Raw genomic sequence first — 20,392 nt, forward strand, 5'->3', positions numbered from 1 at the left:
TCAGTTCGCGGAGATCCCGACGTCGGAGATCTCGATCTCCCGCGTGCCGAGCCGGCACGTCCACCGGCCGTCCTCCCCACGGCTCATGGGCAGCAGGGCGAGGTCGGCCAGGATCGGGCTGGACCTCCAGCTCTTGGGGACGTCGTGCTCCTCGGTGCGCCCAGCCAGCCAGCGACCCGGCAGCGGAACGGTGTGGCTCATCACCTCGGCGACCTGTCGGCGTGCCGGTGCCCGACCAAAACTGTCCGGCAACTCGACTGCGCCGTCCGGGTCGAGGGTGCGGAATCCGGCGGGCTGGATGTAGACGCAGACGGCGCGGCCTGTGTCCGCTCCGAGCCGGGTCGTCAGCAGCTCCTCGGTGATCCCCGGGTCCGAGCTGCTCAGGACGGACAGGTCACCGCGGACATCCTGTGGCGCCGGGATCGTCACCATGCGCGCCAACTGACCTTCCGCCGCCGTCGCGGCGAGGCGCGCTGCGTCCAGGTGCGCCAGCTTGTCGCGCTCGGCCGCATCCGCCAGGTGGTCGGAGAAGTCGTCCGCGTACACGGCGTCCACCAACTCCTGCACGTCCCCGGGGACCGCGATGCCCGCTCCGGCACGCTTGTTCAGCAGGACGCTGGTACGGCGCAGCAGTGCGTCGTCGTAGACCGCTCCCCAGGTCTTCGGCGCGGCGACCGTGCCGTCCTCACCGAGGGGCTCCAGCACCACTAGGCGCGGTTCTCGCGGATCCCCCGTCCAGGAAGGACGGTTGGCGCGCTCGTGCCGCTTCCCGCGGCCGGCTCGCTGGAGCAGCTGGGCGAGCGGGGCGAGGTCGCTGACGACCAGGTCGAAGTCCAGATCGAGGGACTGCTCGACGATCTGGGTCGCCACCAGCACCGACCCGGGACGTACAGCGGCTGCCTGTGCCTCGTCGGCCGGCTTGCCGAAGGCCGACTCGCTCTCGGCGGAGATCCGTTGGCGCACGTGGGCCGGGTACCGGGAGTGCAGCAGGCGCAGCCCGCCCTGACGGGCGGCAAGTTCGGGGAAGGCGTGTTGCAGGTCGCGGTAGGTGCGCTGGGCCTCCTCGACGGTCGTGCAGCAGACAAGTACGCAGCCGCCCTGCCCGGTGACCGGGGCAATGAGTTCGCGCAGGGCCGCCCGGCGTGATCCGGGCCGCGGCGTCGCGTCGGGCCGCTCCCTCACGTCCCAACGCACCTGGCGGGTCTCCACCCGCAGGTCGCGCTCCCGGTCACTGTCCACCGCGCGGGGCTCGGACACCTCACCGGTGTGCGCGTCGGCGTAGAGCCAGCCCGGGTAGCAAGGCTCGACGCGAGCGGGCTCCGGGAAGCCGGCGCCGCGACGGTACGCCTCGACCAGGGAGGAAGCCGCCCGGCCCGTCAAGGTCGCCGACAGCAGTACCACCGGGGCGCCCAGCGCGCCCAGCCACTCCAGCAGCCGCACCAGCAAGCTGTGCATCCACGGCCCGTACGCGTGCGCCTCGTCCACCACCAGCACCTTGTCCGACAGGCCCAGCAGCCGCAGCACGTTGTACCGCACCGGCAGCACCGCGGTCAGGGCCTGGTCGATGGTGCCGTTGCTCAGCGGCGCCAGCAGACCCCGGCGCGGCGTACGCAGCCAACGGCCGGCCTCGGTACCGGTCGGGCCGTCCGACGACACCACCGACCCCTGCCCCAGATCCTGCCCCTGGCCGTCGGCGTAGGCCGGGCTGAGCCAGGCCATGCTGTGCAGCAACGTCAGCGCGCGCTCACCCTCGACGTTGCCGTCCGCGAACCGCCTCACCCGATCGAACATCGCATCCGCGGTGGCCATCGTCGGCAACGCGAAATACATCCCGGACGCGCCCGATACCCGTGCCATCACCGACGCCGCGTGCAGCGCCGCCTCCGTCTTGCCGTCCCCGGTCGGCGCGGTGACCAGCAACAGGCCCGCCCCGGACACCAGGCCGGGCAACCGTGCCGCGATATCGGCCTGCAACTTGTTCGGCGGGAACGGGAACTGCTCCTCGAACGACCGCTGCGGGAACTGCGCCCGTCCAAGTCCCGCACCGCGCACCAGCGATGGAGGCATCGCGAGCGCGCCACGGAAGTGCTCGTCCAACTCCGGCCCACTCCCCCGCCAATCGGCCGCCGGAAGACGGGGCTCGATCACGTCGACCTGGCTCACCAACCAGTCCGCGACGACCACCAACCCCGTAAGCACCGCCGCCGTCGGCCCCGACAGTGCCCCCTGCGGCACCCTCATCGCGCCCGTCAACCGACGGACAGCAGCCGCATGGGCGTGCCGCTGCTCCCGCCAACCGTCCTCCCCCAGCCCCGGCTGCCACGCGGCGACCGCCCGCAGCTCCTTCTCCCGCAACACCGACCCGAAGCATCCGTGGTGCCCGCCGAGAAGCTGCGCGACCTGGTGACCGGCGGACATGCGGACGAGCCGGTCCTGCGGGTACCCGCACTCGGTCAGGAATTCCACCAACGCCCAGTGCGTCGCCGTCTCGTGGCGCAGCGAACGCTCCGACACCGCGTGAGCAGCACCGGCCGCGAACTGCGGCTCGGCAGCCACGGCCGCGAACGCCTCGGGGACCTTCGCCTGGAACGGCGCAGTGATCTTCCCGATGTCGTGCAGCCCCGCCCAGAACGCGACGATCCGACGCCCCTCGGCCTCCGGCACTCCGAGTTCCCGTGCGATCCGACGCCGTGTCCGAGAGCTCAACACGTCGTCCCACAACACCCCCGCCACCGCCGCGGTGTCCAGCAGGTGGCAGATCACCGGATACGCCCGCGACAGCCCGTCATACTTGCCCCAGAGTCGGACATCCACCACAAGATCATTGCCCACAGTGACAGGACGGTTGTTCTCAGTCATGAGGGAAGAGCTATCAGTCGGCACTGACAATCCGCCCGCCCGACCCCAACAGTCCACGTCGAAGGCTGGCAACGACCGGCCCGCAAGTCGCCCCGCCCCCACCAAGCGGCACACACGTCTACCATCGAACCTTGCCGCTCCGAAGTGGCCTGAGCACGAATTCGGCGACACCACCGTGGAATCAGAGGCCCCATGACACACAGTCAAGAAATGGCAAAACCCGCCTAACGTCGCAGGTCGCAAAGAGTCCGCCCCGCGCGAGCGGGGGTCAGCCGCACGGACGCGGCGAACCCCAACTCCCCGCTGCGTCCGCCCCGCGCGAGCGGGGGTCAGCCGCCCGATCTCATCCCCTGCCACCCCGACTTCAAGTCCGCCCCGCGCGAGCGGGGGTCAGCCGGTGGCAACGATGCTCTCACCCGCCGCCGTGGTGTCCGCCCCGCGCGAGCGGGGGTCAGCCAGCACCCGCAGCGAGATCACACCGACCTGCGGCGTCCGCCCCGCGCGAGCGGGGGTCAGCCGCCTCTCGTCCTGCCGACCAACAGCCCGCCGCCGTCCGCCCCGCGCGAGCGGGGGTCAGCCGGCGCAGCTCAACGCCCACGCGACCGACGCCCTGTCCGCCCCGCGCGAGCGGGGGTCAGCCGGCGGTTGGACCGTCTTTGCGGATGAGCTGTATGTCCGCCCCGCGCGAGCGGGGGTCAGCCGCGCGCAGCCCCTCGGCCTCGGCCGGGTCGAACGTCCGCCCCGCGCGAGCGGGGGTCAGCCGGCGTGTTGACGTGCGGAAACCGACGGGTAACGGTCCGCCCCGCGCGAGCGGGGGTCAGCCGGATCTCCTTTATGAATACACCGGAAAAGAAGAGTCCGCCCCGCGCGAGCGGGGGTCAGCCGACAACCGGGCCGCCGAGCGCGGCCGGGGGACCGTCCGCCCCGCGCGAGCGGGGGTCAGCCGCGTTCAAGAGCGCCATCAACATGGGACTCGTCGTCCGCCCCGCGCGAGCGGGGGTCAGCCGACTCCTTGACGGGCCGTCAGCATGGGTTGACCGTCCGCCCCGCGCGAGCGGGGGTCAGCCGTTCCCCAACCAGCAGGACCGGAGGCACGACGCGTCCGCCCCGCGCGAGCGGGGGTCAGCCGCGCGGGGAGCACTGGTCGACCTGCTTTGTCGCGTCCGCCCCGCGCGAGCGGGGGTCAGCCGTAGATCGGCCGGTCCGGCGGCATCCCCGCGGTGGCCGCCCCGCGCGAGCGGGGGTCAGCCAGCGGCGGCCGAGGTGACCCGGGCGGACGGCGCGTCCGCCCCGCGCGAGCCGGGGTCAGCCGTCGTCGTCGCCGCGGAACGGGGTGATCAGTGGGATGTCCGCCCCGTGCAAACGGGGGTCAGTCGGCCGACGGGCAGCATCCACCCATGCAGCGAATCTCCAAAGGATCACCGCCCTTCTCGACCAGGACACGACAGCGAACCTACCTCCGCTAACCTAACTTCCCTTGTCAGATTGGGAGTCGGCGTCGGGGCGGGGGCCAAAGGATCGGCTGCACTGCGGGTGGGAGATCGGCCAGTCGGCCGCCTCATCAACGGTGCGCAGTGTTCGGTTGGCCTTGTCGGGGTCGCTGTGGGAGGTCCAGCCGCAGTCGGGTCCGTCGAAGACTTCAACCCAGCGGATGCCGTCCTCGCGTGCGCGGTTGAGGGTGCCAGCGTTGTACGCCACCGCGCTCTTGGCGAGTGTGGCGGCCTCGGCCCAGGCCCGGACCGGCACCCGGGAGCCGTTGCGGTAGACGACGTGGCTGAGTTGGTGGTCGGCGGCGAGGCGGGCCGCGAGCGCGCGGCTGGCCTGCCGGGCCGTCACGTTGCCCGCAGCGAGTAGCGGCACCTCGCGGCGGGCCGCTGCCCTGGCGGCCCTGTAGAAGGCGTCGGCCATCCGACCGGCCTCCTGGGAGCGGCGCAGGAAGTCCTCGTAGCTGTCGGCGGCGAGGGCCTGGAGGGCGTCGCGGTGCAGCAGCGTCCATCCGAAGCGTCCGCCGGTCACCGCGGTGGCAGCTTCAGCTCCCCGCTCGTACAGATGTGGCAGCTGGCGGCCGACGAACTGTGTCGCTTCGTTGTCCACAGCCCTGTGGAAAGCCTCGATGGCTTGCTTGAACTCCTCCAGGGTCGCCAGGACGTGCGGCACCCGCCAGTTGTCGGCGAACGCGGTGATCACGGCGGCCTGGCGGGCGTTGAGCCGCTGCCAGGCGTCCTCCAGGACCGCTGCGACTCGGCGGGCGACCTCCTCAGCGTCGCCGGGCACCAGCGGTGGCCAGTCGTACGGCACAGCCGGCTACCGGGCGCGCCGGGTCGGCACGAGCGCGGTGACGTCCAGGTGCGGGGCCGCGTCGTCACCGGCCGCGTCGTCCGGGCCGGGGTTGGCCTGGATCGCCGCAAGCTGCCGCTCCAGGCCGGTGAGGTTGGCGGTCTGGTCCATCGTGACCACACCGTCCACGACCAAGCGCAGCGGTTCGGCGAGCAGCTTGGCCCTGCGCTCGGACAGCACCTCCATGGCGACGGCTCGGGCGCTGCGCAGTCGCTCGTACCGGCCGGTGAGTTCCGTCAGGTCGGTGGGGCCGAGCTGGGCGAGCAGCCAGGACCGAACGGTGTCGTCCACGGCTATCTCCTCTCAGGTGCGTGTGGGGCCCGGCACCGTGCCGGCTGCCGGGCCCCGCCGGGTTGAGCTACTCGGGGTCGTCGTCGTCCTCCGGGGCCTGGTCGTCCAGCTCGTCGTCGGGCTCCCAGGCGTCGGGGTGAGTGATCAGCGCGGCGACCTCGGGCTCGGGCTCGTCTCCCGGCTGGAGGATGATCCGCTCGCGGGTGACGGGGTGGTCGAGGTGGACTGCGGCGGCCAGGCGGGCGCCCATCACAGGACCTTCGCCACGATGTGGGCGTCCGGGGTGTGCAGAACGGGCATGCCGACTGCCGCGCCCTTGGTCCAGATCTGCACCGGGTCGTCCTGCACGCCTCGGGTGATGATCACACCCGGTGCGTCCTCGCGGTCGATCTCAGGGTTCGTGCCGCGCGACAGCACCAGGGCTTCGGCCGTGATGCCGAACTGGAGCTGGCCCCACTTCGTGCGGTCCGGCGGCAGCATGATCCACCGGTCCTCGGGCAGGACCTTCGTCGGCACCCCGTCCACCCGGACCTGCGCCTTGTAGAAGGTGATCGGGGGGAGGCCGTAGTTGCCTCGCACGACGTTGACCTGCTGCGGCGTCAGGGTCGCGGTCGGCGTGGTCGACGGGTTCACCGAGCCGTAGTAGGCGGCCCGGTAGGAGTTGTTCTTAGCCAGGAAGCTGTACGCCTTGCGGGAGGTGAGCACCATGGCGGGCTCGGGCGCTCCGAGGTCGTCCAGGTACTGGGTCCAGGCGAGCTCGTCGGCGATCGGATCGGACGTCGGGTCCGACCACGGCTTCGCGGCCGTCGGCATGTTCCCGGCCGGGACGCCGAAGTCCACTTCCAGGGTCAGCCCGTTCTCCCCCGCGAGCGTGAACTTGCCGTCGAGGAGGACGTCGCCGGCGGCGAGCTCCAGGCGGGAGCGGATCGCCTCGACGTGGCGCTCCACGTCGTCGTAGAGCAGCTCGATCAGCCGGTCCTGGTCGGCGCCGTGGGACTGCTCCAGCAGGATCTGCTCCTGCTCGCCCACCACGAGCTTCTGGCCGAGGGGCGGCAGGAAGCCCTCACGGGCGTTCTCCCACGCCTGCCGGTCCCCGAACGGCACGGACGCGTCGTAGGCGCGGTACTTCGCGGTGCTGACGTAGCGGCCGTTGTTCTTGATCCGCCACTTCACCTCGCGGGAGACCAGCGTCGGGAACACCTGCTGGGTGAGCAGGAAGTCCTGCGGGTTGGGGATGGCGCGGGCGAAGGCGGTCAGGTCGTGCGCCGACACGTCCTTGATGAGGTCCTGGATGGTCATCGGTCAACTCCTCTCAGACGAAACGGATCTGGGGGCCGGTCACCGAGGCGGTGACCTTCGTGGTGTCGATGCCGCCGGGCACCTTCGCGGCCTTCACGACGCCGTGCCAGAGCAGGGCGGCGGGCACCTTCGGCTGGGCTGGGGCGAACAGCGTCTCGGCGAAGACGAAGCCGGCGAGGTTCTGGGTGCCGTCGGCGGCGGCCGGGTTGAACGGCCCGTACAGGCCCGACGCGGTGATCTTCCCGACGGGTAGGCCGGACAGGACGCGGCTGTACGGCTGCGTGGTGTCGGTGGACACCTGGTAGTGGGTGCCGGCGGTGAACTTGCTGATGTCGAGGGTGATCGTCTCGATGCTGTCGGTGCCGTGCAGGCTCGCGAGCCAGCTGCGGTCGGCCGTGTAGCTGGCCGAGCTGCTGATCGGCTGGATGGTCAAAGCCCCTCCTGGGGACGGAAGACGGAACGGTCACGTCTCGCACTCACCAGCGGTGGTGCCGTCCACGAGAAGGGGCGTGGTCCCGATGGCCCTGATTGCTGCTGGGTCAGGAGGGCTGGAGGTAGCCGCGTCGCTTGGCCATCTCCAGCCCGGCCGAACCAGTGGCCGGGGCCTGGCCGCGCGGCGGCGGCCCACCAGCGGGCGAACCGCCAGGGGCCGGAGGCGCAGTCGTCGGCGCGGCCGGGCCGAACAGCTCCGGACGGCGGACCTTCAGCGCGGCGGCCGCGTCCTTCACGGCCTGGTCGTCAGCGTCGTCCGGCACGTCGAGGAGCCGCTCGGCGTCAGTGAGGCCGTCACCTGAAGCACCAAGGCGAGCCAGTGCCGTCTGGCGGACGGCCGCTCGAAGCCGCGCCTCGGCAGCCTGCTCCCGCTGCTGAGCAGCCTGCTCGCGCTGCTCGGCGGCCTGCTCGCGCCGCTGGACCTCGCTCAGCGCGGCCTGCTCCGCCGTCCGCTGCGCCTCGACCCAAGCACCCAGGGCGGCCGCATCGGCGAACCCGAGAGTGTCGACGAGCTTCTTCACCGCGGCGCGTTCACCCTGCGACTTCTCGCGGGCCAGCAGGCGAGTCAGGGTGTCCTGAGTGATCAGGGCGCTGCCTGGGTCCGAGACCGGCGGCTCAGGCTGCAGCAACGGATCGGCCGCAGGCAGGGGCGGCTGGGGAACGGCGGTCATACGGATTCCTCCGGAGCAGCGCCCCCGCGCCGATGATCAGTGTAACCGCGCCTCTGGGCGGGTGAGTCTCGACTTCCACCGCTACGAGGCTGCTGGTTCACACGGATTGATTCAGGGAACCCCAAGCGAACCGCTCCGGTCAGGCCCGGCGACCCGACGCGAATACCCAAGCCGCCCCCTCAACTTGGCCGCCTCGCCTCGGAGCGGCGCAGAGCAATACCGATCAGTGAGAGCAGATCCCGCCCACAGCTGTTGATCTCCTCATCCACCGAACGTTCCGCGAAGGCAGCAGCCAGCGCCCCAGACACCTGCGCGGCGAGAGCAGGCCTACGGCGGAAGTAGTACTCCTTCGAATCTCGGTATTCCTGGCGAGCCCAATCCAGGAGTTCAAGGTCCACGCGGTTGCCACGGACGGCCTCCATCGCCGTGCACATGGAACGGGTGTACTCCACGAGACCATCCACAGTCACTGCCGCTTCTGGATGCCCCTCAGCACGAAACAGACCACTGGCGCCGAAAACACTGGGCGGCTCGAACACTGCCCGAGCCGCATCCTCCAGCTCTGCGAGGTCGGCTTCATTGCAGCGACCTGAATGGCTGATGCCCGCGAGCAGCCTAACTAGCCGCGCTCGCGCCGTCTCCGAGGCACAGGGGTGTTCCATCTGAGCGACCATCTGCTCAGCGCCGATCCGCGCCACCTCAAGGTTTCGGCGACCGTCTCGCAGCCAGGTGCCGAGCGCCTTGCGGACCTGCCGCGTGGGAACGTACTCCTCGCCCCACCCGAGCCAAATCGAAAGCGGTACCAGGGCCAGGCTCGGCAGGCGCGGCATCTCCTCGCGCTTCTGCAGAAGTAGGAGAAACAGCTTGCGCTGGTTGACGGCGTAGAGCCCTATATGCGAGCCGCGCCCCTTGCCGCGACGGGCCGGATTATCGAGCAGACCCTCTGCGACCCAGGCGTGCACGGTTCGCGGCTTGATCTCATACCCAGCTGCCAGGGCGTCAGCGATCAAGTCATCGATCGTCCCCGGCCCGGTCACAGTGGTCCACGGCTGCTCCACGCTCACAAATTACATCGACTTGCCCTCTGCCCAAGGCCGTTCGTGCGAGACACAGACCGGTCGCGGTCCCTAAGGTCAGAAGTAGAGGAGCCCGCAGGCCAGTTGCTTGGTCGGCGCTGCCTGCGGGACTCCACATCTGGAACATCTCCATCACAACAGGAAGGACCAGTCCCATGACTCTCGACTCTAAGCCAGCTCCCTCCCCGACGTTCCGGCGGGGACTCCGCCGGTATCGGCGATTGATCACCACAAGTACCCTGCGCGGGTTCTGCCAGGGCGCGGGGGTTCTGCTGTTCGGGGTGCTGGTGTCGCATTTCCGCCACCTGTAACGCTTCGGCAGACCCACAACCTTGGGGAGTAGGAGGGCCCCGGCGGTCATAACGCCAGGGCCCTCCCGTCCACCCAAGGGCGAACCGGCCTCACGCCGACCCAGGTGCCGGACCGTCACCCCTGCTAGTGCCGCATCAGACAACGTTCGCCTCGTTGATGTGCTGTCCGACTGCTGGGCGAGTTTACGGCGCGCTTCTGCTTCGCAGGCCTTGCTCCACGGCGAGGGCGCGGGTCGTGATGTCGCGGTGGAGATACCTGAAGATTTTCAGCATGACGATGGGCAAGTAAACCACCATCAACGATATGGTCGCACTGTCCCAACCCATGCCCGAAGAGACCAGTAGGAAGGTCCTTACATAGCAAGCGATATCGAGAGCTGCGAGAACGTATCCGGCCGCTCGTAGGACACGACCGGAGCGCGGCGTCAGCTCCGCCGTCAGGAGCAGGATTGGTATCTGCGCAGCGAGCCAAATGAGTGGCGAGTAGCTGGCAGCGTAGAGCCCGGAGATGTACAGGCAGCTCGGGACCGGGAAAATGGCGGCCCTGAACAGCATCAGGACACGGAAACCGGATTCATGCTGCTCGACGCTAGTGTTCTGGACGGTGACCGGTGCCGGCTGGGCAGGGACCGTGTGCCAGGGTCGGGGGGTCTTGGGTTTGGGTACGGCGGGTGGGGCCGCCGTGTGCCGGGGGCGGGGGGTCGTCTTGGCTTTGGGTGTGGTGGGTGAGGCCGCGGGCTGCTGTGCGAGGTGGTGCAGGGCTTTGGCGAGGGTGTGGGCGTCCGGGTGGCGCTCGGCGGGGTCTTTCCTGAGCAGGGTGAGGACGAGGTTGTCCCAGGATTCGGGGATGCCCGGGGTGACCGAGCTGGGCGCGGGCGGTTCTTCGGTGAGGTGCGCGGTGAGGTAGCCGAGGGTGTCGGGGGCCTGGAAGGGGAGCCGGCCTGTGATCAGCTGGTAGAGGAGGCAGCCGAGGGCGTAGAGGTCGCTGCGCGGTTCTGGGAATCCGCGTGCCTGTTCCGGGGCCATGTAGGGCGGCGTACCGATGATGAAGCCGCTCTCGGTGAGACGGGTATCGGTCGGATCGACGGCGCGTGCGATGCCGAAGTCGAGGACTTTGGCGGTGCCCGCCGGGGTGATCAGGATGTTGGACGGCTTGATGTCGCGGTGCATGATTCCGGCGTCGTGCGCTGCGGCCAGCGCATGGGCGATCTGCTCGCCCCAACGAGCGGCATCGGCCAGAGTGGCGGCACCCCGACGCATCAGTGTGTCGAGACCCTCGCCCCTGACCAGTTCCATGACGAGGAAGGGGACGCGGTCCTCTCCCTCTCCGTGTTCGCCGAGGTCGTGGATGGTCACGATGTTGGGGTGCTGGAGGCGGGCGGTGAGCCGGGCTTCGCGCAGAAACCGGGCGCGTGCCTCGTCACCGCGGCTCCCGCCACCGGTGAGCAGGGAGATGACCTTGACGGCTACGGGCCGGTCCAAGGTCTCATCTTGGGCCTGCCACACCTGCCCCATGCCGCCTTGGCCGAGCTGACGCACTAATCGGTACCGCCCGACGAGAAGCTGCGCATCCACTGCCATTACTCCCCCAGTTGTTCGTCAACTCGCCTACCTTACTGGGGCTCTCTGGCCACACGGAACGGTGCGTGAAGGCGGCTGCGGATCACTTCTGGGCCTGGGAATCGAGACGGCCGGCTGCAACGAGGCGAACGTTGCCTGATGCGGCACTAGCCGGAGTGGTAGTCGCCGACTTGGCCGGTGCGGGCAGCGGCACCTTGGGGATCTCAGGGCTAGCCTTGGGCAGGCCGAGGTACTCCCGGACGGCGCCGTTGTCGGCGGTCGCGTCCGCGAGCGCGACTGCAGCGACGAAGGCGCGGGCTTGGATGCGCTTGACCTCCTGAGTGGCGTCCTCGATCGGGTATCCGGCGTCGGCGAGCATCCGCACGGAGGTCTCCAAGCTGAGCACCCCGGCCTGGAAGCCCTTGGTGACCTCGTCCAGGACAGCCGCTCGGTCGGTCGGCGTGTGCGGCCCCCACACCAGCTTCGAGGGCAGCGTCTCCCCCGCGGGCCAGCCCTCCGCCTGTCCGGCCTGGTGCAGACGGCACACCATCTTGAACAGCAGCACGTACTTGTGGGCGCGAGCGAGTCGCATGGCGGAGACCAAGGCGTCCAGCGGTCCCAACGCCAGCTGGAGGGCGTAGCCGGACGGGACGGCGGACGGGTCGAGGGTGCCGAGTCCAGACGAGGTGAGCCGGGAGTTGCCCGCCACCCGGTCCAGGAGGTGGTCGACGCGTGCGCGCAGCTCGGCCAGCTGTGCGGAGGTGTCGAGGGTGTCCATGGAGCCACCTTCGGACAGCGACCAGACGGTGCCGGCGCGGACCTGGAGCGGCAGTGTGGCCCCGGTCGTGCGGTCTTTGGGCAGCCGGACTCCGGAGAGGCCGATGATCGGTGTGCCAGTGGTCGCCGACGCGGCGGCCGAATCGGAGTCGGTGGCGGCCAGTTCATCGAGGACCTGCATGACCTTGGCGATGGACGGCTGACCCCAGTGCTCGCCCGCATCGGGGATCGTGTTGGTGACGTGGACGACCGGCAGGAAGTCGATCATCAGGTCGAGTGCCTGGAGGACTTCCCCGTCCGAGCGCACCCGGTAGGCGGCCTTCTCCGGCGGCAGGTTGTAGACGTCCTCGCCCGCCTTCAGGTCCTCCAGGAGCCATTCCGCGTCGGTGAGGTAGCAGGTCACCCCGGACGGTCGGCCCGGCGCCCACCGGTAGGTGCGCGTGATCCGGCCGGTGTCCGCGTTGAGCTGGTCGCCGACGATCACCATGGCTTCCCCGGTGTCGCTGTACGCCCACTCCCGGACGGGCCTTCCGTCCTTGGATTGGCCGGGCTTCGTCGCGGGACCGATCGGCCCCAGCTCGTAGGTGATGCGGCGCAGCCGAGCCTTGAGGCCGCGCCGGTCGTCGGCTGGCAGCTCCCATGCGAAGTGCACCCGCGCCGGGTACTCGGCCGCGTCCACCTCGTCGTCTGTCCACTCCGGGAAATAGAAGCCCGCGTCGATCGTCCTCAGCGCCGGGCGTCCCTTGGCCGGTTCCCACGCGAGCGTGTACACCGCGTCTCCGCACCGTACGGCGGCCCGCTCGCACTGCTGGATGCGCAGCGGCAGGAGTTCCTTCTCTCCCCACTCGCGAAGCCGCCCCTGCACTGCGAGCGCCTGAGCCGCACCGGCGGGCTGCGCCTGGCTGCCCTGGTGCTCCGCGCCGGGCACCACGATGGTCTGCTCGCTGCCCAGCATGTAGCCGAGCGCGGTGTCGATCAGCTTCGACGCGTCGCCGAGCTCCCGCCGCTCAAGCCCGCTCTCGTCACCGGCGACTGCGGCGAGCTGCCCAGCCTGATTGTTGTCGTAAGCGGCGAGGAGCTTGTACGCCTGAAGGCGGCGAAGGTCCTCCGGCGGTACCCAACCGGCAGCAAGTTCCCCGAACGGGCCGGAGCCCCGGCGGATCGGGTTCGCCATGATCGGCTTGTAGTTCAGCCAGCTCCAGGCATCGATGACAAGATCGCGAAGACCCACAGCGCCCCTCCGAGCATCAAGGCCCCACGCCGATGGTTAGCCTATCCGGGCGCGCCACTCGAAATGGCCTGACATGACGTCATCCTCGGCCTGCAGGGCGGAGAGGTCCGACCGATCTGCCATCAACTGCTGTTCATACAGCCTATTCTGAGCCTGCAAGGTGACATGCGGTCATCCTGCTCCTCCTGAACTCGCTTAGCGAGGAGGGGAGGTGAACATGGGCGCACTCAGGTCGCTGATCCGTTGGATCAGGGATGCCAGCACGCCGCCGGGGCAGGAGTCCCGGGGCAACGGATGGTTGACCAACGGCACCCACCTGGCGCAGTTGTCCGCTGCCCTGGTGGCAATCGCCGTCAGCATCCACCGCTGGTAGACCCCGGGACCCCGTGGTTACCGGACGGGGCGGCCTCCCCTGGCAGGTCGGGGTCGCCCCACTCCGAAGCCCATTGCACGCGCAATGGGTTCATACACACGACTCTAACCGTGTGTCATCGCTTGCGGGGAAAAACCACCCGGCCGATCCACGCCCCGGCTACAAAACATGTCTCGCCGGAATGATCTTCGACTTTTGGGAATGATCTTCATCGAGCCGGGGACTAGACCTGGAACTCGCAGTCAGCGCCGAACACGTTCTCGTCCAGCTCGGCCTCCCGGTCTGGGCCGATCTTGCCCCGCTCGACGGCGCACAGCACCTGAGAACGCTCATGCCCGCGCCCGACGATCCTGGCCTGGGCGTACCGGCCTGCAACGAACGATCGCTTCTGCTTGGCCTCGTACTGCTTCGTCCACTCTGGGCTGCCGACCTTCGGTTCCGTCGGCTTCGGGGTCTCCTCTGACGCCTCGACCGCAGCGATCCCCCCTGCGACCACGGCAACGCACGCCAGCTCCACGGCAATCAGCCGCGCCTCCTTCAGCTTCATGATCGCGAACCTGCCAATGCCGGAAATGGCGGACTACGCGTATCGCCACAGCGGGCCCTGTTGGCGATAAGCCTATTGTGGCGATTGCGGCTGTTATCGGCGCCCGTCGAGCCGCCCGTCGTCCATGCCCTTCGGGAGCATGGCGAGCTGGTCGGGGTCGGCCAATTCGGTCAGGCCGTGCACCGCGGCGTCCATGCGGTCCGGGGAGTCCATGCCCGCGACCCAGGTGACCATCTGCCCCTCCAGCTGTGGGTAGTGGCCGACGTGGTGGACGCGGCCCTGCTCGTACAGCTGGGCGACCGGCTCGGCGCGCAGGCGCTTGCCGACCTTGGCGGTGACTTCGAGGATCATCGGCATCAGCAGGCCGCGCGTCTCTCCGTCGCGGGCGAGCTGGTCCCATGCCTGCGTGACGACCTGGCGGGCCATGTCGCCGCCATAGTTGGACTCGACCACGATGGCGTCTGCCTTGAGCTCCATCGCCAGTCGGCACGCGGTGATGCCCCAGTCGTTGGCACCCATGTTCGCGGAGCGGTCGTCCAGGACGTAGAGGTGGTCGTCGAAGCCGAGGGCCATGCCGATGACGCCGGTCTCGTCGCCGACGAGGCTCTCGCCGCCGGCGGGGTCGACGGCGACGACGACGCGGGCCATGTCGAGGCCGGCGAACGCGACGGCGGTTATTCGGTGCTGGTCGATCCAGGCGCGCTGCCAGACGCCGCCTTCCTGTGGGCGGGGCTTCTGCTGGTACAGCGACCACCAGACGCGCTCTCCGACGGCGCGACGGATCTTGGCGAGGGCCTTCTTGCCGTACCGGGCGGGCCACAGCGGTTCGCCGACCTTGCGGCCGAGCGCATCGTCTGGGGTGTCCGCGATGGCGGGCAGGTCGATGATGATCCAGTCCTCGGCGGTCTCGCTCGCCAAGATGCGGCCAGCGAGGTCGTCCTCGCTCCAGCGCGTCTGGATGACGATCACGCTTCCGCCCGGCTCGATGCGAGTGAGGAGGACGGACTGCCACCACTCCCACAGCCGTTTCCGCATGGTGGGCGACTGGGCCTCGGCGTCGTCCTTGATCGGGTCGTCGACCACGGCGAGGTGCGCGCCCTTGCCGGTCAGGCCGCCGCCGACGCCGGCGCAGACGAGCCCGCCCTCGTGGCCGAGGATGTCGAAGCGGTTCGCCGCCTTGCTGCCTGGGTGCAGCGCGATGCCGATCTGCTCGCCCCACGTGGTGATGGCGTCCCTGATCCACCGCCCGTGGTCGTCCGCGAGTTCAGCCGAGTACGAGGCGATCATCACGCGGTGGTCTGGCTGCTGGAGTAGGTACCAGAGCGGCGCCCACCGTGCCGCGCGCCGACTCTTGCCGTGTCGGGGCGGCATGGTGAGGAGCAGCCGGATTGACTCGCCCGCGGCGATGCGCTGGAACGCCTGGTCGATGAGCGCCAGGTGTTCGGCCTGCATCTCTCGTCCGGCGGTGAGGACGGAGGCGAGCGAGCCGGGCGAGCGGCGCATCGCCATGTCCTTCTCGACCTGGGCCAGCTCGGCACGCAGCTGCGGTGATGCCTTGGCCGCGATGGCGCGACGCCGGTCGGCGGGCAGCGTGCGGTACTGGACGAGGAGTTCGGTCGTGGCCGGCATCAGCTGGCCTCGCCCTCGGTGGCGGCGATGAGCTGGGCCAGTTCGCCGGCGGTGACGGTCTCCACTGTGATCGGGCCCTCGTCCGGGCCGGACAGCTCGGTGCGGGTGGGCTCGTCGATTCCGAGCAGGCGGGCGTCGCGCTCCAGGATGCGCACGGCGCGGTCGATGGCGGGCAGGTCACCGTCCTTGACGGCACGTCGGAACGCGACGAAGAACAGGCGCTCCAGCCGCATGTGGTGGAGGGCGCGAAGTTCGTCGACGGAGACTCCGAGCTCGGTGTGCCGCTCCTGGAGGGAGAGCTGAACGTCCTTGCAGGCGTAGCGGATCAGGGCGGCGTCGTCGGGCGACTCCTTGCCCTTGGCGTACAACTCGGCGCCATAGCCCTGGGGGTAGGCGATCCGATCGGAGTTGATCGTCGGGTCGGCGGCCAGCTTCCGGCCGATGGTCAGCCAGTCAACGCCGGCAAGCTGAAGCTCGACGGCGTCGGCGCGGCGTTGGGCGATCGCGGCGCGCTGCGCCCGAGTGGGGCGGGCCATTGGCGCGGTGGTCCTTCCGTGCGCCCCCGCGCCGCTTCTATGATCCCTCACTACTCGGGTCAGCGGAATCGGTGCCTCGATCATCAGCGTCGGCGTAAAGTTGGGGCATGCAGCCGATCGAGCTGGACGGCATCAAGTCCGGGGTAGTGCAGTCGGCCCGGGGGTCCGCGGATGTCGCGCACCGGGTGGGACAAAGGCGGGTACGCCTAGGTGACCTGGTCGCGGGCTCACTGTCCCCCGCGATCAGCAGCATGGAAGTCATCTGCGAAGGCCCAGCTGATATCGGCGCTCTCCCGCTTGCCCACCTGCTCGCGACAATTGAGCTCGCCGATGAATTCGTTCACTCGAATGGTGATCGGCTCAGCGGTCTCACTGCTGCTCACGACGCCGCCAAGGGCGGGTTGTGGCTCCACGCGACGGGCGGCGGGAAGACAGGGGCGTACCTCGGCCTGGTGGCCGCCGCCTCTTGGCGAGGCGAGCCCATAGCTCGGGCCGTTCAGCGGGCCGGACGACTCCACCGCCATGGCTTCGCTGGTGCATTGAGCCGGCTAGAGTCCGGCTTTCTTCTCGCTCACTCGCTCCAGTCAGCCCGCATCTGGGATACCGATTCGGATGCGGGCTTTCCGCAGCCAGTCGATCACGAGCCGCTAGCCATTGCCTGCGGAATCACGAGACTCAGTAGACCTCTGATTCCCAGGGCCCCCGGACCGATCTTCGCGGCCGGTCGCTTCGGGGTGGGCGACCACGGGCTGGTCTTCGGCCTGGCTGCCTGATCGATCACACCCTCCCGGTTCTTCAACTGAGAGGTGAGCTATGCGTCATGTCCTGGAGTCGCCGTGGTCTGTGGAGGCCATGGTGAAGGCCTTCGGGGTCGGCGTGGCGGCGGTCTTGGAGCTGCTGCTTCAGCTGCTGCGGCAGAAGGCGGGGCGGCCCTGTCCGCGTTTTGCGGGCGTGCGGCGGACTCCGGTGCGGAAGTCCGCACGGCGGGCTGGTGAGCTTCGGCGGGTGCACCGGCGGTGGGCTGGCCGGTCTGTGCCGGACAGCGGGCGGCGACCCATTGGCGCCCTGCCAGCCGGCCGGCCGCGGGTGCGCTCGTCGGCGGCTCGACGGCGTCCCGTGAACCGGCGCTCCTAGTGCGTGCACCTGGGGCCGGCACGTCAACACGTGCTGGCCCCAGGTGCGTTCTCACAGCAAGGTCATTTGCCCGTGGTCCTGCTGGGGTGGCTGCAGTGGCGGGGGCACGTCGGGGGCCGCGCGGTTCTGCCGGAGCCACCAGGCGAACTGCCAGTTGCGGCAGGTGCTGTAGCGGCGGAGGGTGCGGCGGGGCTCGGTGGCAGGGATGTTATGTGGGCCCCAGCCGGTGATCGGGCGAGCTCCGACGAGACGGACTTCGAGGCCCGAGACCAGGGCGGGGCCTTCCCAGTGGTAGCCGGAGACAGGCTCGAAGGCCAGGTGCGCATTGGCTCCCCAGTTCCACGGCTGTGGGAGGGCGCAGAGGTACCAGGCGAGTGGCGGGTTGGCGGTGGGCAGGTGGAGGGTCTGGAGTTTGGTGTGGGGGTGGACGATGGGGCGGTCGGGTCGGCCGAAGGACCGTAGGCAGTGCTGATCGAGCGCGATGTTGCGGATGCCGGCGAGCCACATGATGCCGTAGTCCTCGCGTGCTCGTATTTCTACTTTGATTCGGTCTTCCACAGCCGCCCCATTTCCTAATTGGCTGATTCGAGAGAATTTCTCTCCTTTGCCAATTTTATCAAGAATTCCACCAATTCAAGATGCTTGCCATGTCGAAAGTCGTTCGGATAGGGCATGTTGAATTCCTCCTCGAATGCCTTCCTGTAGTCGGCTTCCGAGAGGGCGCGGGGGCCCTTACAGACGGCCTTGAGGTTGGAGTCGGCCACGTCGCTGATCTTCACGTGCTCGAAGTAGGGCGTCAGCAGGGCTTCCAGGGTCTCCGGGGTGTGGAAGCGGAGCTTCTGCCACTTCCCCTGGACGAAGTTCATCTCCACGTTGTTGTCGTCGAGGAAGGACATGTTGACCGCGCCGCCGGTGGTCGCGCGGTTGGCGTTCTCCATCCGGGTTTCCTTGGCGAGGCTGCGGGTGCCGATGCACACGGTCCCCTCGGCCGAGCACAGGGCGTTGACCGTGGCGAGGACCCAGTGCTGGTAGTCGGTGGTCGTGGTGGCGTTGATGACGGAGTCGAGGACCACGACGTCGAAGAGTCCGCCCGAGCGGAGCTCTCGGTGAAGGGCGCGGATCATGGCAACGACCTCGCGGATGTCGACCGCGTACTTGCCGGGCGCGGTGCGGTACGGCTCGTAGTCGAGGACCGAGTAGCCCTTGCCCCTCAGCATCTTGGCGTAGTCGCCGTGGCCGGCCCCGAAGTCGATGACGCGCTGCTCGGGCTTGAGCCACGGCAGGACGAGCCTCTCCCAGGTCTCGGAGCCGTAGGTGAGGCCGGCCTTGGCCTTGGACGTACGGACCCTGAGCCTCTTCGGCTGGACGATGTGCTGGTTCCAGACCGGGGCTTGGCCTTCGATGGCGGTCCAGTCGTAGACGCCGTACTCGCCGGTGAGGTCGGCGTGGAGCTGGGCAGCCTCCGGCGAGGGGACGGTCCAGGCGAGCAGGTCGAAGCGGTGCGCGGCGGCGACGACGGCGTACTCGGCGTTGAGGATGATTCGGCCCTGGTCGTCCATCACGACGGAGCCCCAGGGGCCGTGGCCGGCGCACATCTGGCCGATGGCGTTGACGAAGGCGGCGTTCTTCTGGTCGTCGACCTGGATGGACTGCCAGGGCACCCATGACCAGCCGCCCATGTCGCCGGGCTCGGCGTGCACGATCGACGCCTCGGTCTCGACCTTGTTGTGGAGGAGGTTGAAGCGGATCTCGTCCTGGAGCCGGACGGTCGTGCCGAGCATGACGGCCGGGGTGTGGGTGATGCCGAGGGCGGTCATGCCCTTGGTTCGCTGGTGGCCTGCGACCAGCGTCCCGTTGGCGTTGAGGATGACGGGCTTGACGATGCCGTGGCGGCTGATGCTGGCCTTGAGCCGCTCGAATGCCTCGGGGCTGAGTCGGCGGGGGTTGTAGTCGGCGGGGCGCAGGTCTGCGAGTGGGTACGCCTTGTGGAACGTGGTGGTGGGGATCGCGCTCATCCGGCATCGGCCTGCTTGTGGGCGTGCTGGAGCAGGTGCCAGCCGAAGCCGAGGTCGCCGTTGGTGTCCTCGATGAACTTGTCGTGGAGCGCGGAGAGGGCCTGGACCTCCTCGGCGGTGATCCGCACGCGGGTGGAGGACCACTGGAGGTAGCCCCACTGGAGGTAGTCCACGGTGGCCTTCTCCCCGGTTCCGGCTCCGTCGCTGGTCAGGTCGAGCAGGCCAGGCAGCTCGACGTCATCGAGGAGCGAGTCCAGGTCGTCCTGGTCGTAGCCGGTGCCCTCCAGGTCGGGCAACTCGGCGAGGATGTCGGCGAGGAGCGCCGTGTCGTACCCGGCGAGGTCTGAGGTGCGGTTGTCGACGATGACGATGCGGGCGGCGGCCTCGTCGTCCACGTCGATCCAGGTGACGGCGATATGGTCCCAGCCGAGCTCAAGTGCCGCCTTGAAGGTGTGGTTGCCGGCGAGGATCTCGTTCGGGCGGCCGGTAAGGGTGCCGCGGTTGACGACGATGGCTCGGTACTGGCCGTTGACGGTGAGGGAGTCGCTGATGGCTGCGAGGTCACCGGTGCGCGGATTGCGGTGGTACGGCGAGAGGTCGCCGACGGGCACCGCGAGCGGGAGAAGCGGTTCGGGGATGCGGGGAGGAGTCATCGGGCAGGTCCTCTGGTAGGCCGTTTCCCCGCGCCCTACTGGGGGTCAACCCTAGACGATGACGGCCGGGCCCGTCGGCGATCGATGCCTTGGGAGCCGGCCAGCATGCGGCAGCGCCCCGCCGATGTGGCGGGGCGCTGTGCTGTAGTCAGGAGTGCCTACTTGCCGGCGTCCTCGGCGCGGGCCTGCTCCGGGGTGATCTCTCCGGCGCAAAGGCGCCGGATGATGTCCCTGCGTTCGGTGCGGGCACGGCGCCCGGTGTGGGCGAGTTCGGCGGCAAGGTCGAGTCGTTCGTAGAGATCGTCGAGCTGGATGTCCGTGATGTTGCTGGCGGTTGGGCGCTGCACGGGTGGCTCCTTCGCTGCTGGCTGGACGAGACGGTAGCCGGTCCTGCGGAGCTGCCCGGTCCTGGAGGACGCGGTGACGTGGAACTTACCGAGGAGGATTGGGCGGCGTCTGGCTGGCCCTCCGATGGTCTCGACTTCGGCGCGGTGTGGTCCGACGCTGACGACGCGGATTCGGCGGCCCTCGTCCAAGGGGTTCAAGGACTCGTAGACCTGACCTTCAGTCACCTGCTGTTGCATCGGCAGACCCCGTCAGG

The 20,392-nt window shown here is 69.2% G+C and carries 19 protein-coding genes and 1 CRISPR repeat array; of the genes, 2 read left to right on the forward strand and 17 right to left on the reverse strand.

The window, feature by feature from the left end; translation table 11 throughout:
* The 10 genes from cas3 to ABD330_RS08250 all read right to left on the reverse strand — a co-directional run bounded on the left by cas3 (position 1) and on the right by ABD330_RS08250 (position 12,904).
* Positions 1 to 2,961 (reverse strand): CRISPR-associated helicase Cas3', encoded by a 2,961-nt coding sequence (gene cas3, locus ABD330_RS08205; protein WP_344462697.1) that lies wholly within the window; start codon positions 2,959 to 2,961, stop codon positions 1 to 3.
* A 144-nt stretch (positions 2,962 to 3,105) separates the two neighbouring features.
* Positions 3,106 to 4,235: direct repeats of the CRISPR family, unit length 29 nt; unit sequence GTCCGCCCCGCGCGAGCGGGGGTCAGCCG.
* A gap of 91 nt (positions 4,236 to 4,326) precedes the next feature.
* A complete protein-coding gene (locus ABD330_RS08210; RefSeq protein WP_344462403.1) occupies positions 4,327 to 5,133 on the reverse strand; it encodes a hypothetical protein in 807 nt (268 codons plus the stop codon).
* Positions 5,134 to 5,163: 30 nt separating this feature from the next.
* Positions 5,164 to 5,487: a hypothetical protein gene (locus ABD330_RS08215; RefSeq protein WP_344462405.1), complete on the reverse strand. Its 324-nt coding sequence runs from the start codon at positions 5,485 to 5,487 to the stop codon at positions 5,164 to 5,166.
* A gap of 67 nt (positions 5,488 to 5,554) precedes the next feature.
* On the reverse strand, positions 5,555 to 5,737 hold the full coding sequence (locus ABD330_RS08220; protein WP_344462407.1) for a hypothetical protein: 183 nt from the start codon (positions 5,735 to 5,737) through the stop codon (positions 5,555 to 5,557).
* Positions 5,737 to 6,786 (reverse strand): major capsid protein, encoded by a 1,050-nt coding sequence (locus ABD330_RS08225; protein ID WP_344462409.1) that lies wholly within the window; start codon positions 6,784 to 6,786, stop codon positions 5,737 to 5,739. Before ABD330_RS08225 ends, ABD330_RS08220 begins: the two co-directional genes overlap by 1 nt.
* Before the next feature lie 13 nt (positions 6,787 to 6,799).
* Positions 6,800 to 7,219, reverse strand: coding sequence for a head decoration protein (locus tag ABD330_RS08230; RefSeq protein ID WP_344462411.1), 420 nt, complete (start codon positions 7,217 to 7,219; stop codon positions 6,800 to 6,802).
* Positions 7,220 to 7,325: 106 nt separating this feature from the next.
* Entirely contained in the window at positions 7,326 to 7,949 is a 624-nt protein-coding gene (locus ABD330_RS08235) for a hypothetical protein (RefSeq protein WP_344462413.1), read from the reverse strand.
* A gap of 179 nt (positions 7,950 to 8,128) precedes the next feature.
* Positions 8,129 to 9,007 carry a hypothetical protein gene (locus tag ABD330_RS08240; protein WP_344462416.1) on the reverse strand — a complete coding sequence of 293 codons (879 nt, stop codon included), beginning with the start codon at positions 9,005 to 9,007 and terminating at the stop codon, positions 8,129 to 8,131.
* A gap of 512 nt (positions 9,008 to 9,519) precedes the next feature.
* Entirely contained in the window at positions 9,520 to 10,917 is a 1,398-nt protein-coding gene (locus tag ABD330_RS08245) for a serine/threonine-protein kinase (RefSeq protein ID WP_344462418.1), read from the reverse strand.
* Positions 10,918 to 10,999: 82 nt separating this feature from the next.
* Positions 11,000 to 12,904 carry a hypothetical protein gene (locus ABD330_RS08250; protein WP_344462420.1) on the reverse strand — a complete coding sequence of 635 codons (1,905 nt, stop codon included), beginning with the start codon at positions 12,902 to 12,904 and terminating at the stop codon, positions 11,000 to 11,002.
* Between the two features lie 217 nt (positions 12,905 to 13,121).
* Between ABD330_RS08250 and ABD330_RS08255 the strand changes: the two genes are divergently transcribed.
* Complete coding sequence (locus ABD330_RS08255; protein ID WP_344462422.1) at positions 13,122 to 13,277, forward strand: hypothetical protein; 156 nt, start codon at positions 13,122 to 13,124, stop codon at positions 13,275 to 13,277.
* Between the two features lie 223 nt (positions 13,278 to 13,500).
* Here ABD330_RS08255 and ABD330_RS08260 read toward each other — a convergent pair whose 3' ends face one another.
* The 3 genes from ABD330_RS08260 to ABD330_RS08270 form a co-directional block, all read right to left on the reverse strand.
* Positions 13,501 to 13,824, reverse strand: coding sequence for a hypothetical protein (locus tag ABD330_RS08260; RefSeq protein WP_344462424.1), 324 nt, complete (start codon positions 13,822 to 13,824; stop codon positions 13,501 to 13,503).
* Positions 13,825 to 13,917: 93 nt separating this feature from the next.
* Positions 13,918 to 15,453, reverse strand: a complete 1,536-nt coding sequence (locus ABD330_RS08265; protein WP_344462426.1) for a terminase large subunit domain-containing protein — start codon at positions 15,451 to 15,453, stop codon at positions 13,918 to 13,920.
* The gene (locus tag ABD330_RS08270; RefSeq protein WP_344462428.1) at positions 15,453 to 15,989 is read right to left on the reverse strand and encodes a hypothetical protein; all 537 of its coding nucleotides are present in this window, start codon (positions 15,987 to 15,989) and stop codon (positions 15,453 to 15,455) included. The genes ABD330_RS08265 and ABD330_RS08270 overlap by 1 nt, the downstream gene beginning before the upstream one ends.
* Positions 15,990 to 16,096: 107 nt before the next feature.
* Between ABD330_RS08270 and ABD330_RS08275 the strand changes: the two genes are divergently transcribed.
* Positions 16,097 to 16,762, forward strand: coding sequence for a hypothetical protein (locus ABD330_RS08275; RefSeq protein WP_344462430.1), 666 nt, complete (start codon positions 16,097 to 16,099; stop codon positions 16,760 to 16,762).
* A gap of 412 nt (positions 16,763 to 17,174) precedes the next feature.
* Here ABD330_RS08275 and ABD330_RS08280 read toward each other — a convergent pair whose 3' ends face one another.
* The 4 genes from ABD330_RS08280 to ABD330_RS08295 form a co-directional block, all read right to left on the reverse strand.
* A complete protein-coding gene (locus ABD330_RS08280) occupies positions 17,175 to 17,681 on the reverse strand; it encodes a hypothetical protein (RefSeq protein ID WP_344462432.1) in 507 nt (168 codons plus the stop codon).
* 14 nt (positions 17,682 to 17,695) lie between these two features.
* A complete protein-coding gene (locus ABD330_RS08285) occupies positions 17,696 to 19,138 on the reverse strand; it encodes a ParB N-terminal domain-containing protein (protein WP_344462434.1) in 1,443 nt (480 codons plus the stop codon).
* A complete protein-coding gene (locus tag ABD330_RS08290) occupies positions 19,135 to 19,791 on the reverse strand; it encodes a ParB N-terminal domain-containing protein (protein WP_344462436.1) in 657 nt (218 codons plus the stop codon). The genes ABD330_RS08285 and ABD330_RS08290 overlap by 4 nt, the downstream gene beginning before the upstream one ends.
* Positions 19,792 to 19,949: 158 nt before the next feature.
* Positions 19,950 to 20,138, reverse strand: a complete 189-nt coding sequence (locus ABD330_RS08295) for a hypothetical protein (protein WP_344462438.1) — start codon at positions 20,136 to 20,138, stop codon at positions 19,950 to 19,952.
* Positions 20,139 to 20,392 lie beyond the last annotated feature (254 nt).

It is taken from the genome of Kitasatospora kazusensis (genome assembly GCF_039529945.1).
In the GTDB taxonomy this organism is placed as follows: Bacteria; Actinomycetota; Actinomycetes; order Streptomycetales; family Streptomycetaceae; genus Kitasatospora; species Kitasatospora kazusensis.

Excerpts from the sequence above, each read along its gene's own strand:
- ABD330_RS08260 (WP_344462424.1), bottom strand. The coding sequence starts at position 13,824 with ATGAAGCTGAAGGAGGCGCGGCTGATTGCCGTGGAGCTGGCGTGCGTT.
- ABD330_RS08225 (WP_344462409.1), bottom strand. The coding sequence starts at position 6,786 with ATGACCATCCAGGACCTCATCAAGGACGTGTCGGCGCACGACCTGACC.
- ABD330_RS08270 (WP_344462428.1), bottom strand. The coding sequence starts at position 15,989 with ATGGCCCGCCCCACTCGGGCGCAGCGCGCCGCGATCGCCCAACGCCGC.
- ABD330_RS08220 (WP_344462407.1), bottom strand. The coding sequence starts at position 5,737 with ATGGGCGCCCGCCTGGCCGCCGCAGTCCACCTCGACCACCCCGTCACC.
- ABD330_RS08245 (WP_344462418.1), bottom strand. The coding sequence starts at position 10,917 with ATGGCAGTGGATGCGCAGCTTCTCGTCGGGCGGTACCGATTAGTGCGT.
- ABD330_RS08265 (WP_344462426.1), bottom strand. The coding sequence starts at position 15,453 with ATGCCGGCCACGACCGAACTCCTCGTCCAGTACCGCACGCTGCCCGCC.
- ABD330_RS08285 (WP_344462434.1), bottom strand. The coding sequence starts at position 19,138 with ATGAGCGCGATCCCCACCACCACGTTCCACAAGGCGTACCCACTCGCA.
- ABD330_RS08290 (WP_344462436.1), bottom strand. The coding sequence starts at position 19,791 with ATGACTCCTCCCCGCATCCCCGAACCGCTTCTCCCGCTCGCGGTGCCC.
- ABD330_RS08255 (WP_344462422.1), top strand. The coding sequence starts at position 13,122 with ATGGGCGCACTCAGGTCGCTGATCCGTTGGATCAGGGATGCCAGCACG.
- ABD330_RS08235 (WP_344462413.1), bottom strand. The coding sequence starts at position 7,949 with ATGACCGCCGTTCCCCAGCCGCCCCTGCCTGCGGCCGATCCGTTGCTG.
- ABD330_RS08275 (WP_344462430.1), top strand. The coding sequence starts at position 16,097 with ATGCAGCCGATCGAGCTGGACGGCATCAAGTCCGGGGTAGTGCAGTCG.